Here is a 16,824-nt window from a genome sequence, read left to right as displayed (position 1 = left end):
TCTACACCTACCTTAAATTTTACCTACAAGATCAAGACTTGGTTTAAGTGTTGCAGCACCTTCAGACCATTTCGCTGGGCAAACTTCACCTGGATGGTTACGTACATACTGCGCAGCTTTGATTTTGTTAACAAGAGCACTAGCATCACGACCAATGCCTCCTGCATTAATCTCAACCGTTTGGATAACGCCGTCTGGATCAATAATGAATGTACCACGATCAGCTAGACCATCAGCTTCGATCAATACATCAAAGTTACGAGAAACAACATGGGAAGGATCACCGATCATAATGTATTTAACTTTACCAATAGCATCAGAACTTGCATGCCATGCTTTATGTGTGAAATGAGTATCTGTTGATACGGAATACACTTCAACACCAAGACCTTTTAAAGTTTCATATTGGTTCTGTAGATCTTCTAGTTCTGTAGGGCATACGAATGTAAAGTCAGCTGGGTAAAAGCACACTACACTCCATTTACCTTTGAAATTTTCCTCTGTAACATCAATAAATTTACCGTCTTGAAATGCAGATGCTGTGAATGGTAGTACTTCTGTTCCGATAAGTGACATATTTATAATCTCCTTTTAAGTTGTATTAGTATTAATATAGTATATTCAAGCCTTAAAACAACTAACTGTGAATATACTTTATAATCATTATTATTAACTAAATAATATAATCCGTCAAGTTAGTTTAGAATAATTATAATTAACATTTTGTGAACTCTCTAAACTACGCTCTAAATTACATGTTAATTTCATTACACATTATGCTTCGAATTGAACCAGAGTATTCACTTCCTCAAGATGATGATGGAGTGATCTCTCTTATAGAGTGACAAAATCCTGAACCTTTAAAATAGACGCATAATATTCCTATTAATTACAAATATACTATAAAACTAAATAAATATCTAAAGGTATCTTAAAATATTTCCCCTATTTCAAGCTGGCTAGCTTCTCCATAAAGTCTGCCACGATTTCCAACGACGCTACGTCGAAGCTTGTTAACAATCCCATCGCTTTCTTATCCTGCTCTTGGTGGAATAACCGATGCAGTTCGGCCAATTCGGCACCGAGCGGACTCACGGAGAAGTAAATCTCTTTCAGGTTGTCCGGCAGTTGTTTCTTCTGAATCAGGCCCTGATCCAACAATTTACGGGTGATTTTCGAGACGGCGCCTTTTGTTAACTCCATATCGCGGGCAATATCAGCCCCTATAATGCCTTCATGCGTATTGATGACGTCCAAAACATGGAGACTTGAGACAGATAGGCTGGGCAGCATCTTTTTTAGCCGGTCGTCAGAAATACGGTCCATGAGCCACAGTCGATCCTGGTCCTCGTCGGCTTCGCTAATGAGGATCCGGTAGATTGATTTTTCGATGCGGTTTTTGAGCTGAAGTAAATCATCATTCATATCTTCTGCCATAAGGGAAGCCTACCTTTTTTTATTTTAATTATATCATAGTTTCCATGGAAACTATTTGACACAATATCTTTTTCTTGGTAATATGGTTTCCATGGAAACCATAAGGTGAAACGGGGTCTTCCTATAGCTTCAGCAGAAACTATCTATTGGGAGGGAATTTTAATGAATGAGGTTATTCAACTGATCCGCGAACATCGCTCCATCCGTAAGTTTCAAAATATTCCGTTGACTGGCGAGCAAATCGAAGCCATTGTCGATGCAGCGCAGATGGCACCAACCTCGGCGCATATGCAGCCGTTCACAATCATCGGCATTACTGATCAGGAACTGCTGAAGAATATCGCAGTGCATTCGAAAAATCCCTCAATTGGGGAATGCGGGTACTTTTTTATTTTTTGCACCGATCTACATCGGATGATGCTAGCCGCCAGCCCGGAACAACAAGAGAAAATGAGTCATACCCTGAGCTTCTCGTATTTTTATCAAACCGCTGTACTGAGTGCCTCGCTTGCTCTGCAAAATGCCAATTTGGCTGCCCAATCAATGGGGCTCGGAGCCGTAATTATCGGTGGAATAAACGAAACCTTGCCTGCCCTCGACAAATGGCTTGACCTGCCGAACCTCGTCATTCCTTTGGTCGGTCTTGCAGTAGGGATTCCCGATGAATTCCCTGAGCAAAAGCCACGGTTGCCCCAGTCTGCCGTATTTTTTGAAAACCAGTATGATCACGATCTTAAAGCAAAGGTCGAAAGCTATGACCGGGAAATCGAGGAATACTATGGCGCACGAACGAATAACAAACAGAAGGCAAGCTGGTCCGGCAAATTTATTGCCATGCTAGAAAAAGATTTGCCGTTGGGCGGATATACCGAATACGTAAAAAGTAAAGGTTTTGATTTGAAGTAGTGAGGATTGTCTATATAAGGCATGTTGACCTTTTCTTATAGTCTCTTATCCCTAAAATGAAAAATCCACAACCGGATTTGGTTGTGGATTTAAAAATGGAGGCGAGGAGCTTGGCTGTACAAGATCACCATACGCTGTAGTTATTTTAAACAAATTCAGCTTGTTGAAGTAATCGCTGAATGATTGCTGCAGCTTGACGAGCCCAAGAGGCCAATTGTTCACTATCTGCGAAATTGCTGACTAACTCTTGCTGCTTCGTACCGTCTATCTCCTTATTCAACTCCACAAGCTTCATTGCCCTAGATAGAATAACCATCGCTTCCTGTCTAGTTATCTTCTCATTAGGGCTGAAGGAACCATCGTTATATCCATCGACCAAACCATAAGAAAACCCGATCTGAACGGATTGATGATACCAGGCTTTCTCCTCTATATCATTGAAATGAAATGTCTTGTTTGCTGAGCTTAAGCCTAATGATCTAGTAATAATCGCTATATACTCTGCGCGTGTAATATCACTATCCGGTATAAACTGTTGCTCGTCTGCTCCATTAATAATAATTGTATTACCCACAGGGATAGATCCTACACGTATTACGACGGGAGTTAAGCTCATGTCGGATGGTACAAGCGCCTTTCCACAAAAGTATCGAATTGATTTAATTCTATTTCCTTGTTTCCATATAACCCCTTTATAGAAAAACTAATCGGCGGAACGACAAATGAAACCTGCCCATGACCCAAATTCTCAAATCCCGATATAGGAAGATTAATTATTTGCACCTTGATCTTCATGTCCTTTAAAGGAATATCGGTTCCTAGTTGATTACGCCATTTATTAACGCTAACTTGATCCAAGGGAAGAGTATACACTACCGTTTCCGTAATCACTTGAATGATTGCATTGTTGTTCTCCAAGATTTGTAGGAGTTCAGAGTTCATCTCCCAATTGACGGTTTCAGAATGGTTACGAACCGTAATCGTAATAATCGGTTTGTTGTCCGATTTATTCAGCATCGCTTGAAGTTGAGCTTCTTCCAAGAAGACCGTTGTTACCTTTTTTCCTTCGACCATTTTAACATCAACTTTTGCTACCTCCGACTTCCCCCCTGTACTAATAATGACAGCATCAACACTAGGAAGAATTTCTGTGCTCCCCTCACTTACAGAACCACCGCTGCTAGAACCACCCCCGTTAGAACCCCCGCCGCTAACACCCGAGCTTTCTTGATAGGTAATTGAAGCCAAGTTTGACGTACTAATATTACCTACTGCGTCTTGGAATTGGACGTAAAGTTTCTTTAATCCCGCTTCACCCGTAAAACGCCATTTTTTCTCAGATGATATGGCCTCCCAACTCAACCACGTCACACTATCTTCGGAGAAACGCATTTCAGTCACGCCACTACCTGCACCATCTGAAGAAGTTAAAGTTACTGCCACTGACTTGCTGCTTGTCGTGGTTTCACCCTTGTCTATAGCGATTGTTCCTGTAGGAATCGTTTGATCCAGCTTAATAACGTCATTAATGGTTCCACTCACATTGCCAACCTTGTCTTTAAACTGTACATAAACCGTCTTCTCCGCGTCCCCCGTTACAAGGCTCCAAGCCTTTGTTATAACTGATGGTTCCCAGTTTCCCCAATCACTTCCGTTGTTAGAAAAGCGCATCTCCGCTATTCCGCTACCATTGTTTCCGTCGTTACTAGTCAGAGTGAGTGTAACGTCCGTCACATTTGTCCATTCTGCACCTGCTTGGATACTTACCGTACCCTCTGGGGCAGTTACATCAATTTGAAATTTAATGGTTGTCGCGTTACTCGCTGCATCCGTTACAACAAGTGTGTAATCCCCCTCCAGTATGATCTCCGTACCGCTGACAAAGGTTGTTCCATTCAGCTTCGCCGTTCCTTTCATAAATATAGGAGTTACTGACTTATAGACTTCACCCTCCGTTACTCCCGTAACCGTTGGTCCGACATTATTAACCTCAAAATTAACCGTCGTCACATTACCTGCCTGATCCGTGACAACTAGCGTATAAATACCATCTTGTGTAACTTCTGTCCCGCTTGTAAAGGCCGCCCCATTCAACGTTGCGGTTCCTTCGTTAAAAACTACCGTCTTACTTAACTTGTAAACTCCTCCATCTGCTACTCCCGTTACAACTGGAGCTACCGTGTCAATCATGAAGCTTACGGTCGTTACATTTCCTACAGCATCCGTTACGACCAGAGTATAATTGCCATCCTGATCAATATCCGTACCATTAGCAAATGCCACACCGTTCAGCGTAGCCGTTCCATCGTTGAAGCCCACAGATACTTTTGTTTTATAGAATCCACCGTTGCTAACTCCCATCACCATCGGTCCTGTCTTATCAATCACGAAGCTAATAATTGCTTTATTGCCTGCATCATCTGTTACGACTAGAGTATACACACCTTCTAGTGTAACTTGTGTATTATTCACAAAAACTGCTCCGTTTAAGGTCGCTGTCCCTTCGTTAAAGGTAATCGTTTTGCTCGTGTTGTATATTTCGCCATTGTATACTCCCACCACTATAGGTAACGCCGTATCAATACGGAAGCTCACCGTAGCACTATTACCTGCTGGATCGGTGACGATTAACGTATATGCTCCATCCTGCGTAATATCTGTACCGCTGGAATAAGGGCTCCCATTAAGCAATCCGCTGCCTTCGTTAAAAAGAGGGGTAACTGTGCTGTTATATGCTTTGCCATTGACTACATTCGTAATAACAGGTGCGGTTATATCTACTGCAATCGTACTGCTAATAACAGAACTGCTCGAATTTTCGACTTTATCTCTATATTGTACATATACGGTCTGAGCTCCCTCGCCAGCTGGAAGGACCCATGACCTCCCGTTCAGGTCAGCGATACTGAACCAACTGGTCTGCCAACTGCCGTTAATATTAGAAAGGCGTGCCTGCTCAACTCCTGAGCCGCTTCCATCCGTATAGGTTCCTTTCAAAGTGACCGTGTGTGATTTCGACCATGAGGCACCATCATTAATGATCAGTGTACCTGTTGGTGCTGTTTGATCCAATAGAATGGTTTGAGAAGAATTGGTTGAGATCCCATTGTTGTAATCCCTAAGCTGCATATAGATGGTCTTCGATCCATCTCCTCCAGTTAGACTAAATGTTGCTGTATTGCAGCCAAGAAGCCGCTGACAAGTTAGCAACGCTATCCGCAAATCTCATATGGGTAACACTATCCCCTGCATCAGGATCTGATCCTATTACGGATAAATTAACTGTGCTTATGTTTGTCGCTACTCCCTCCGAAATCATAAAAGAACCCACAGGGGGAGTATTAACCGGTCCAGTCTCATAAGTAACGACTAGCTTCGGACGGTATGCAGCATTCTCATGAGTCTCTAAGGAGTGAATGGAGAACCAGCCGCTGTCAGCGTCTGCCTCATTCCCATTGAGTAAGAAGGTGATTTTACGATCCGTGACATCTGTGAAAGCATCTACAGCACTTTTCACATTAAAAGTAATGGATTGATTCTCAAGATAAGTACCCATAGGCACTTCATCAGTACTCTTCGCAATGAATTTATCTGCATAAGGACTACTCGTATCTAAAGATGGAAAGGTTACATAATTCAAATCATTCGTCGCAGATCTTCTGGCTTCCATATACAAAGTATGGTTAGGATTTCTGATAACAGTAGCAACAGTCAAGACCAACTCTGCTGATACAACATTCCCTTCGGGCACACCCAAATCAAACGTTATGCCAGCCCTCTGCCGAACATTCCCGTATTGGTCATTAATCCTGCCAATACCAAGAAAGCCATTCCCATCATTATCATGAATGCCGTCATACTGAATATGACCGTTTAACTCCATCGTATCCTTCGTAGCTGTAAAGGTCTTTGTAACTGTCCCCACTGCCGCCTCAACTCTTAGTATCAACCCGGGTGTGATTGTCGTGAATACAATAACAATAATCATTAATAGAACTAGAATTTTTTCTTTCATGATTACTCTCCTTTTCATCAAAAAAAATATCAATATAATATAATTCATTTCACACTTGGCGATGAACTTCACTTATACGTGTCTATCTAAACTTATACATGAAAAGCGTATACGTACTGTCCCATCTTTATATGTAATCAATCTATTATATATTTACAGCATTTTAGAAAATAGTGACTGCTGTCATCAATATTGTCACATGACAAATTTGTATATTTATCCAAATACGAGGATATGGATGTGCCCAATTCTTGTCTCGCACCTCCTCCATACAACGAAAAAAAGGACACCTTTTGGGTATCCTTATAGCCAATAAAAAGAACGCCACATTTAAGGCGCCCGTCTACAATTCACTCCCTAAACAAGAAAAAACCCGCTAGATCAGCGGGTCTTTCAAATGGAGGCGAGGGGAGTCGAACCCCTGTCCGAAAATATCGACACATAAGATTCTACGGGTGTAGTCACAGTTTTGATGTCACCCGAGTATCGCCCCGTAACCGGCTATACGTTGGGTCAGCCTGATTATCTTCTTCAGCTCACCGCAGGCGGAGATGAGACAGCGTATTCCACTATTTGTTAGCCCCTAGTCTAGTCACATGGACGATGCTAGGTAGGAGCACGCTAACAGGTTATTAAGCTGCTAATGCGTAGTTGTTTTGTGTTTTGCCATTTAATAGGCTTTAGCGTTGATAAAGCGGACGCGTCCCCACTACCCGCTACTCATGCTCAAACTATCCCCGTCGAATCCATAAACGCCCCCTTAATATAAAGGGCTTCTAGGATAGAATCTTGAGTAGTCAAGACATGATGTTCTATTCAGTATCCTTTTCCTCCATGAAAAAGGACAACTAGAAGGTAATCAATCAACAAGATCAAGTGATCTCGTATAACTAAGTATATCACATATGGCATACATTATGAAACTTAGTTCAAGGAAATATAGGTCAAGATTGCCAGACATGTGAGCCTAAAGAAACTTCAGCCGTTTACCATCCTGCATCAAACCGTTATCGTGCAATCTTTTGCTTCTCTCGTAAAGCACGTTGAATATCACGCTGTGCATCACGTTTAGCAGCAGTATCTCTTTTATCGTATTGTTTCTTCCCTCGACCTAGACCAATAAGTAGCTTTGCATAGCCATTCTTAATATAGATCTTAAGTGGAACAACCGTGTAACCTTCTTGCTTCAACAACCCGACTAACTTCTTAATCTGTACTTTATGCATAAGAAGTTTACGTGTTCGCGTTGGATCCGTCGGATTACTCCGATTCCCTTGTTCAAAAGGGCTGATGTGCATATTATGAATATGAATCTCACCATTACGAATCGTAGCAAACGCATCACCAATGTTCGATCTACCATTACGAAGTGACTTAATCTCTGTACCCGTTAAGACCATTCCAGCTTCATACGTTTCTTCTATGAAATAATCATGGGAAGCTTTCTTGTTCTGGGCCAAGACTTTCCCGTCACTATTATTCTTACCCATGTCCTCAACCCCTTACATCATGATAAAAAATGGATTCTGGTACATATTCCTCATCCAACAAAGAATATACCAGAAATCCATTGTATCAACTGCATCCTTCAAAATCAAGATGAGGCAAGCCCTCTAAGCTTCTAAAGGTATCTACTACTTCTCTTCGCTTGAGGTTTCGTTTGTCTTACTTTGCTCTTCTCTTGCTGGGCGTTTACGTGAATTGCCTCCAGCACCACTTCCCGGTGTTGCTTCTCCACCTAGAAAGATTCCACCGCGACCTGAAGGTTTACGTCCATTCCCATTGGAAGGTGAACTATCGTTACGTGTTGTCTCGCTAGTTGCTCCTGCTCCGTATCCTCCCTTACCTGATCCGAATGCAAATCCAGGACCACGCGTTGTCTGTAAAGCATCATAACGACCTGCTGGAGCACCTGGACCACGGTCACGTTTACGTCCTGCGCCCTTATCCTTATTACCACTATTTCCACCTTCACGTCTAGGAGCTGCTCCACGACTAGCTGGTTTCGTATTTTCACTTGGAGTAGCGGTTTTACCACCCTCAGCAACAACTACATTGTCATTTACAGGTTTAAAAGCAACATCCTTATTGCCTTTACGGTTGTTGAAACCGCCCGATTTACCTTTACCTCTACTACCTCTGCCTTCAGATGGCTTACTCCCTGCATCTGTAGCTGCACCGTTAACCATTGTATTATTCCCCATATTCATCGCTTTCTTCTTACCTCCACCATGTGCACCAGGCGCCTTTGTGCCTCTGCTGTTAGATCCGATTTTCCCACCAGTTGTCTTTCCTGAAGCTCCCTTATCACCACGAGCTCCGTTCTTGTTACCTCCACGGCCCGGACCTTTACCAAAACTGCCATTTGCCCCTGCTGGACGACCCCCATTTCCGCCTCGGCTACCTTCCTTCCGCGGCTTCATATCGATCAATTCAAAATCGATCGTATGGTCGTCCATATTCACACGTGCTACACGAATCTTCAATTCGTCACCAATGCGGAATACTTTAGAAGTACGTTCACCAATTAATGACATCATCTGTTCATTAAAGTGATAATAGTCGTCTGTCAGCGCACTCAAACGAATTAAACCTTCGACTGAATTCTCTAGCTCAATAAACATACCGAAGTTAGTCACACTGCTGATCATTCCATCGAATTCTTCGCCAACCTTATCCAACATATACTCAGCCTTCTTAAGCTGATCCGTATCTCGTTCTGCTTCCACCGCAACGCGCTCACGCTCGGAAGATTGTTGAGCTACATCCGGCATACGTGAAGCAAGGTATTCCTGACGCTTATTACTTAACATCCCCTTGTTCTCGATCACTTCTCGAATGACACGATGTATTGCAAGGTCAGGATATCGACGAATAGGTGATGTAAAGTGTGAATAGTACTCAGCCGCGAGCCCGAAATGACCTGACGTCTCTGCATCATATTTCGCTTGCTTCATCGAACGAAGCATCATCGTACTGATAACCGTTTGTTCCTTTGTTCCTTGAATATCTTCAAGTAACCCTTGTAGAGCTCTTGGATGGATAGAGTTTCCGCGACCTTTGACATGAAAGCCAAAATTCTCAGCAAAAGCCAAGAAGTTCTGTAGTCTCTCTGGATCTGGATTCTCATGGATACGATAGATGAACGGTACTTTTAGCCAATGGAAATGCTCAGCTACCGTCTCATTCGCCGCAAGCATGAACTCTTCAATCATTTGCTCCGCGATTGAACGTTCTCTTTTGACAATATCTACAGCCTTACCCTTCTCATCCACAATGACTTTAGATTCTTGGAAGTCAAAATCCACAGCGCCACGGCGCATGCGATTACCACGAAGCTTCAAAGCCAATTCTTTCATCAGTCGGAAGGTATCAACTAAGTCACTATAACGCTCCATTAACTCAGGATCTTCATCCTCTAGAATTTTGCGTACATTCGTATAGGTCATGCGTTCTTTCGTTCGAATTACGCTCGTAAACACATCATGATTAACGACTTTCATATTCTCATCGAATTCCATCTCACATGATAACGTTAGCCTGTCCACCTGGGGATTAAGACTACAGATCCCATTCGATAGGCGATGTGGCAACATCGGAATAACGCGATCAACCAAATAAACGCTGCATCCACGATTGTAAGCTTCCTTATCCAGCTCAGAGCCCTCTCGCACATAATAACCTACATCGGCGATATGAACTCCAAGGAGATAGTGCCCATTCGGTAAAAGCTCAACATTAACAGCATCATCTAGATCCTTAGCATCTTCACCATCAATTGTTACAATGGTTTTATTACGTAGGTCACGTCTGCCTTGCTGAGCAATCTCCTCATCAGTAATGGAATCCGGCGCTTGTTCCGCTTCAGCCAATACTTCCTCAGGAAATGCTTCTGGTAATTGATGTTTACGAATAATAGAGATAATGTCTACACCCGGATCATCCTTATGACCAAGTACTTCAGCTACTTCGCCTTCTGCAGCAGAACGCCCTTCTGGATAGTTCACAATCCGTACAACGACCTTCTCACCGTCCACAGCACCATTAAATGCATTCTTAGGTATAAAAATATCACGGTTAATTCGCTTGTCATCAGGCAATACGAAACCATACGCTTCGTTATTCTGGAATATCCCAACCACTTGTGTAATTGCCCGTTTCACTATACGGATAATTTCGCCTTCTAACTTACCTCCAGCTGCACTCTTTGAAGTAACACGAACAAGGACAATGTCACCGTTCATAGCACTCTTAAGGTCGTTAGCGTTGATGTAGACATCGGGGTGGTCCCGATCGTCTGGAATTAGAAATGCAAAACCTTTGGCATGCGCTTGTACGCGACCACGTATAAGATCCATACGCTCCGGTACACCATAACGATTGGTACGTGTTAGTATAATTTTTCCGTCTTGTTCAATGGCGTTCAACAGTTTCACGAATTCCTTGAAATCCTGAGCCTGACTAATCCCAAAATGCTGTTCCAGCTCTTGGTATGTCATTGGCTTATAAGCTGTTTCACGCATAAAATTCAGTATCTCTTCTTCTGATATCATATTTATCACCTCAGATGACTTGCAATATAGATGCAATGCAAGCTCTTATGTATCCTTTGCTTCATATTATTTCTTTATTATTTATTTGTTTACCATTTATTTCTTTACTATACCCTTACCCTAGTATACACGATTTCAATCCCAAACATCCCTTTTCCATCTATGTACCTCTTCATTGTTCAACACCATCACACCAATTACATATGAATAAAGACAGGGAAACATTAGTCAAACTACGAGGAAGTGTTCTACGAGGAAGTGTTTCAAATTTTTGGGATATCAAGATTCAAAATAGAGTTTGTATAGGAGAGTTAACATGAAGGGTTAGAAGAATTATTTACAAATGTCAGTGAACGAGGATGAGGATTGCTATTTTTATTTAACAAAAAAACCTTCACTCCACATAGGATATGTAAGAGCGAAGGTTTCGGAAATTCTCATTAGCTAACAACAGCTACTGCAATAGCAAGGATAAAGAATCCTGCTGCCAATGCAACCGTTACACGCTGTAGGACCAAGTCCATACCACGAGCTTTACTTTTACCAAAAAGATGTTCAGCACCGCCGGAGATGGCGCCGGAAAGCCCTGCACTTTTCCCTTTTTGTAAGAGAACCACCGCGATTAAACCAATGGAGAAAATAACGAGTAATACTTGTAAAAAGAGTTCCATTCATTCCACCTCCTAAACGTGTCAAACATTCTAATGTATTCCAAGTTGAATTAATTAGTTATTTACGGAAAACAGCATTCTTATTGTATCACATGAGCCTATATTTGACAAGATTACCTCCTCAATTAGGGGGAATATCCATAACCTAGAGGGTCAAGCCAAACGTACTCATTTCTTATATTAAAAAAAAGCCAGTCGGTGTGCACCCGATCTGGCCTTTTTTATCTATGTTAAATTATTTTTTCAAGTTGTAGAAAGATTTCATACCGTTGTATTGAGCTAATTCACCCAATTGATCTTCGATGCGAAGCAATTGGTTGTATTTAGCGATACGGTCAGTACGGGAAGGAGCACCTGTTTTGATCTGACCAGCATTTGTTGCAACAGCGATATCAGCGATTGTGCTATCTTCTGATTCACCAGAACGGTGAGAGATAACAGCTGTGTAACCAGCGCGCTTAGCCATTTCAATTGCATCGAAAGTTTCAGTCAATGTACCAATTTGGTTAACCTTAACCAAGATGGAGTTACCGATACCTTTTTCGATACCTGTTGCAAGACGCTCAGTGTTCGTAACGAACAAGTCATCACCAACCAATTGAACTTTATCGCCCAATTTTTCAGTAAGCAATTTCCATCCATCCCAGTCATCTTCGGACATACCGTCTTCGATTGTGATGATTGGGTACTTCTCAACCCATGAAGCAAGAAGATCAACATACTCAGCGGAAGTGTAAGATTTACCTTCACCAGCAAGTGTATATTTACCATCTTTGTAGAACTCAGTAGAAGCAACGTCCATACCTAGGAATACATCAACGCCTGGTTTGTAACCAGCTTTTTCGATAGCTTCGATAATTGTTGTGATTGCTTCTTCATTTGAGCTAAGGTTCGGTGCGAATCCGCCTTCATCACCTACAGCTGTGTTCAATCCTTTAGAACTCAATACGGATTTCAAGTTGTGGAAGATTTCTGCTCCAACACGAAGAGCTTCTTTAAAGCTTGGAGCTCCTACTGGAAGAACCATGAACTCTTGAACGTCGATGTTGTTATCAGCATGCTCACCACCGTTGATGATGTTCATCATTGGTACTGGAAGAACTTTAGCGTTGAATCCGCCAAGGTAAACATACAAAGGAAGATCCAAAGCGTCAGCAGCAGCGCGAGCTACAGCCATGGATACAGCTAGAATAGCATTAGCACCCAATTTACCTTTGTTGTGTGTTCCATCAAGAGTGATCATCATTTTGTCGATACCGACTTGATCCAATGCATCCATACCAATAACTTCAGGAGCAATAATGTCGTTTACGTTCTTAACAGCTTGCAATACACCTTTACCAAGGTAACGAGATTTGTCACCGTCACGAAGCTCAACCGCTTCATGAGCACCAGTAGATGCACCGGATGGTACGATTGCACGGCCAAGACCGCCTGATTCCAAATATACTTCAACCTCAACTGTTGGGTTACCACGAGAATCTAGGACTTCGCGAGCATACACGTCAGAAATAATAGTCATGTGTTTTTTCTCCTTTGTTTGAACATCATTTTTTTGTAAAAATTCACTTATTTGTGACTAGCTATCATAGATACGCCAGTCATTTCAACAGGTTTAGGCAATTGCATTAGATCTAGGATCGTAGGTGCAACATCTGCCAATATACCACCATCGCGTAACACAACATCAGAAGCTGTCAGAATGAACGGAACAGGATTAGTTGTATGTGCAGTAAATGGACGTCCTTGCTCATCAAATACCATATCAGCGTTACCGTGGTCAGCAATAATAATGGCTACCCCGCCTTTAGCAATGACAGCATCAACCACTTTACCCATACATTCATCCGTCACTTCAACTGCCTTAATCGTAGGCTCAAGCATACCTGAGTGTCCTACCATATCCGGATTCGCGAAATTAAGAATGATGCAATCGTGATTCTCAGCTTCGATCTCTTTCACTGCAGCATCAGCTACTTCATAAGCACTCATCTCTGGTTGCAAATCATACGTAGCTACTTTTGGTGAATTAATCAGAATACGAGTCTCACCTGGCAGTTCAACATCGCGCCCACCACTGAAGAAGAAAGTGACATGCGGATATTTCTCTGTCTCAGCAATACGTAGTTGTTTCTTGTTGTTCTGTACCAATACTTCCCCAAGCGTATTATCTAGGTTCTTCGGTTCATATGCAACATAACCTTCTACGGTTTCACTGAACATCGTCAAGCATACAAAGTGTAGATTCTCAGGGAACTTAGGTCCACGATCGAAACCGCGGAAATCCTTGTTCGTGAACACTTGAGACAATTGAATTGCACGGTCAGGACGGAAATTCAAGAATACAATTGAATCTCCGCTTTCAACTGTAGATACTGGGTTACCCTGCTCATCTACAATAACGGTAGGTTCTACGAATTCATCAAAAATCGATTTCTCGTATGATTCCGTCACAGCTTGAAGCGCGTCTGTATACTGTGGTCCATCTCCATAAACGATAGCACGGTATGACTTCTCAACCCGTTCCCAACGTTTGTCACGGTCCATAGCATAATAACGGCCCTGTACTGTCGCAATTTTACCGATCCCAACTTGTTCCATCTTAGCATTCAATTGTTCAACGAAATGCTTACCTGAGTCTGGAGATACGTCACGTCCATCTAGAAAGGCATGAATATAGACTTCGTCCAGACCTTCCTTCTTAGCCAAATCGAGCATCGCAAAGACATGTTCAATGTGACTATGTACACCTCCATCGGACAATAGACCATAGATATGGAATTTCTTATTGTTTACCTTGGCAGCGCGAACAGCTTCCACCAATGTAGGATTCTCATAGAACTCGCCATCACGAATGGATTTGGAGATACGAGTCAAGTCCTGATAAACAATACGGCCTGCACCAATGTTAAGATGACCTACCTCAGAATTACCCATTTGTCCTGCTGGCAATCCAACTTCTTCACCACAAGCAATAAGAGTAGAGTTAGGATATTGGCTCATCAACCGTTCATAGTTAGGCTTTTTGGCTTGTGCTACCGCATTACCCTCTTGAGTATTACGAAGTCCGAAACCATCCATGATGATTAAGGCTACCGGTCTTGGTGCTGGCATCTTACTTCGCCCCCTCAACAAGCTGAACGAATGAATCAGGTTGCAAGCTAGCTCCGCCGACTAATGCTCCGTCAATGTCGCTTTGACCCATGTATTCTACCACATTCTCAGGCTTCACACTACCGCCATATTGAATACGTACAGCATTCGCAACATTCTCACCATATAAACCTTTAACTAGATCACGGATATAGGAAATAACCTCATTAGCATCTTGTGCAGTTGAAGATTTACCTGTACCAATAGCCCAGATTGGTTCGTATGCGATAACGACTTGAGCTGCTTGTTCAGCAGTCAGCCCTTTCAAGGCACCTTCAGTCTGAACTTTACATACTGCTTTAGTCTGGTCAGCTTCACGTTCTTCTAGCTTCTCACCAACGCAGATGATCGGTGTAATGCCATGTTTAAACGCAGCGTGTGCTTTCTTGTTTACAATTTCATCGGATTCAGCGAAATAAGCACGACGTTCGGAGTGACCAATAATGACATAGTCAACGCCTAGATCTTTTAACATAACGCCACTGATTTCACCAGTGTAAGCACCGTTGTCTTCGAAATGTAAATTCTGCGCACCAATCTTGATAGCAGTTCCTTTAACAGCTTCTACTAATGCTGGAAGGTTGGTAAATGGTGCACAAATAACACTCTCAACACCAGTTACTTCTGCTTTACCTTTGATTTCTTCAATAAACGCTTCAGCCTCTGGAACTGTTTTAAACATCTTCCAGTTACCTGCGATAATAGGTGTTCTCATGCTATTCACTCCTTGTATTCCCTACACATTTATATCTGACGGGCTGTCCACCCTCAACATGCTAGGTGAAGCAATCCGTCATTTATAAACGAATATTTAGGATTTATTTATCGTTCAATGCCTCTACACCAGGAAGTTTTTTGCCTTCCATGAACTCAAGGGAAGCTCCGCCACCCGTAGAGATATGATTCATTTGATCAGCTAAATGGAATTTCTCAGCTGCTGCAGCTGAATCTCCACCACCAATGATCGTATAAGCATCCGTAGTAGCACATGCCTGAGCTACTTCTAGTGTACCATTAGCGAATGGTTCCATTTCAAAAACTCCCATTGGTCCATTCCATACAACCAATTTGGAGTTTTTGATTACATCAGCATAAAGAGCACGAGTCTTCGGTCCGATATCTACGCCTTCCCAACCTGCAGGAATGCTATCGATGTCAACGATTTGAACATTTGCATCAGCACTGAAGTCGTCAGCAATGACAATGTCGACCGGAAGCATGAAGTTTTTACCAAGCTCTTTAGCCTTCTCAATGAATCCTAGTGCAGTGTCAAGTTTAGAATCATCACACAGGGATAGACCAATTTCATGTCCTTGTGCTTTGAAGAACGTATAAGCTAATCCACCACCGATAAGCACGTTATCAGCAAGATTTAGCAAGTTGTTAATTACGTCAATTTTATCTTTAACCTTCGATCCCCCAACGATCGCTGTAAAAGGACGCTCAGGCGTAGAGAATGCTTTACCTAGCACGGACAATTCTTTTTCCATCAATAGTCCGGATACTGCTGGCAGAAGATGAGCAATACCTTCTGTAGAAGCATGAGCACGGTGAGCAGCGCCAAAGGCGTCATTCACGAACAAATCTGCTAGTTCAGCAAATTGTTTCGCTAGTTCAGTGTCATTCTTCTCTTCTCCAGGATAGAACCGCACGTTCTCAAGCAATAATACGTCACCATTAGTCATTTCAGCAATTTGGGATTTAACAGCTTCGCCAACAGACTCATTAGCTTTGATCACTTTCTTACCGAGCAACTCAGACAAACGCTCAGCTGCAGGAGTCAAACGCATGGATTCTACCACTTGTCCGTTTGGACGCCCCATATGACTTGCCAAAATAACTTTAGCTCCGTGTTCTACCAAATATTTAATCGTTGGTAGAGTTTCACGAATACGTGTATCATCGGTAATTTTACCATCTTCGAGTGGTACATTGAAATCGACACGAACAAATACTCTTAATCCATTAACCTCTACATCCCGTACACTCTTCTTATTCATCTCCACGTTCCCCCACACCCATTATATTTTTATCGATTGGAATCTAAGGAATAACATTTAAAGCATCTACAGCATGACGCCCATGAAGG

13 protein-coding genes and 1 other RNA gene are annotated in these 16,824 nt (G+C 42.4%); 1 reads left to right on the top strand and 13 read right to left on the bottom strand.

Annotated features, from left to right (window positions below; all coding sequences use genetic code 11):
• Window positions 1-12: 12 nt before the first annotated feature.
• Together ahpC and AC1D7X_RS20470 are read right to left on the bottom strand one after the other, a co-directional pair.
• Entirely contained in the window at window positions 13-576 is a 564-nt protein-coding gene (gene ahpC / locus AC1D7X_RS20475) for an alkyl hydroperoxide reductase subunit C (RefSeq protein ID WP_495457912.1), read from the bottom strand.
• 369 nt (window positions 577-945) lie between these two features.
• A complete protein-coding gene (locus AC1D7X_RS20470) occupies window positions 946-1,437 on the bottom strand; it encodes a MarR family transcriptional regulator (RefSeq protein WP_495457913.1) in 492 nt (163 codons plus the stop codon).
• A 162-nt stretch (window positions 1,438-1,599) separates the two neighbouring features.
• On the opposite strand from AC1D7X_RS20470, the gene AC1D7X_RS20465 reads away from it, so the two are divergent.
• Complete coding sequence (locus AC1D7X_RS20465; protein ID WP_495457914.1) at window positions 1,600-2,343, top strand: nitroreductase family protein; 744 nt, start codon at window positions 1,600-1,602, stop codon at window positions 2,341-2,343.
• A 145-nt stretch (window positions 2,344-2,488) separates the two neighbouring features.
• On the opposite strand, the gene AC1D7X_RS20460 is transcribed toward AC1D7X_RS20465, so the two are convergent.
• From AC1D7X_RS20460 to AC1D7X_RS20410, 11 genes are all read right to left on the bottom strand, one after another.
• Entirely contained in the window at window positions 2,489-2,917 is a 429-nt protein-coding gene (locus AC1D7X_RS20460; protein ID WP_495476005.1) for an S-layer homology domain-containing protein, read from the bottom strand.
• Window positions 2,918-2,955: 38 nt separating this feature from the next.
• Window positions 2,956-5,553, bottom strand: coding sequence for an autotransporter outer membrane beta-barrel domain-containing protein (locus tag AC1D7X_RS20455; RefSeq protein ID WP_495476004.1), 2,598 nt, complete (start codon window positions 5,551-5,553; stop codon window positions 2,956-2,958).
• Window positions 5,507-6,358, bottom strand: coding sequence for a DNRLRE domain-containing protein (locus AC1D7X_RS20450; protein ID WP_495457918.1), 852 nt, complete (start codon window positions 6,356-6,358; stop codon window positions 5,507-5,509). Before AC1D7X_RS20450 ends, AC1D7X_RS20455 begins: the two co-directional genes overlap by 47 nt.
• Window positions 6,359-6,753: 395 nt before the next feature.
• Window positions 6,754-7,118: a transfer-messenger RNA gene (ssrA, locus tag AC1D7X_RS20445) on the bottom strand.
• Between the two features lie 247 nt (window positions 7,119-7,365).
• Complete coding sequence (gene smpB, locus AC1D7X_RS20440) at window positions 7,366-7,848, bottom strand: SsrA-binding protein SmpB (protein WP_495457919.1); 483 nt, start codon at window positions 7,846-7,848, stop codon at window positions 7,366-7,368.
• Window positions 7,849-7,992: 144 nt separating this feature from the next.
• Window positions 7,993-10,911: a ribonuclease R gene (rnr, locus tag AC1D7X_RS20435; RefSeq protein WP_495457920.1), complete on the bottom strand. Its 2,919-nt coding sequence runs from the start codon at window positions 10,909-10,911 to the stop codon at window positions 7,993-7,995.
• Window positions 10,912-11,351: 440 nt separating this feature from the next.
• On the bottom strand, window positions 11,352-11,582 hold the full coding sequence (secG, locus tag AC1D7X_RS20430) for a preprotein translocase subunit SecG (RefSeq protein ID WP_495457921.1): 231 nt from the start codon (window positions 11,580-11,582) through the stop codon (window positions 11,352-11,354).
• Between the two features lie 235 nt (window positions 11,583-11,817).
• Window positions 11,818-13,104, bottom strand: coding sequence for a phosphopyruvate hydratase (gene eno, locus AC1D7X_RS20425; RefSeq protein ID WP_495457922.1), 1,287 nt, complete (start codon window positions 13,102-13,104; stop codon window positions 11,818-11,820).
• 47 nt (window positions 13,105-13,151) lie between these two features.
• The gene (gpmI, locus tag AC1D7X_RS20420; RefSeq protein WP_495457923.1) at window positions 13,152-14,696 is read right to left on the bottom strand and encodes a 2,3-bisphosphoglycerate-independent phosphoglycerate mutase; all 1,545 of its coding nucleotides are present in this window, start codon (window positions 14,694-14,696) and stop codon (window positions 13,152-13,154) included.
• 1 nt (window position 14,697) lies between these two features.
• A complete protein-coding gene (gene tpiA / locus AC1D7X_RS20415) occupies window positions 14,698-15,450 on the bottom strand; it encodes a triose-phosphate isomerase (protein WP_495457924.1) in 753 nt (250 codons plus the stop codon).
• A gap of 103 nt (window positions 15,451-15,553) precedes the next feature.
• Window positions 15,554-16,735, bottom strand: coding sequence for a phosphoglycerate kinase (locus AC1D7X_RS20410; protein WP_495457925.1), 1,182 nt, complete (start codon window positions 16,733-16,735; stop codon window positions 15,554-15,556).
• Window positions 16,736-16,824: the final 89 nt, after the last annotated feature.

It is taken from the genome of Paenibacillus sp. Y568 (assembly GCF_059445545.1).
This window is presented reverse-complemented; position numbering and strand designations above follow the sequence as displayed.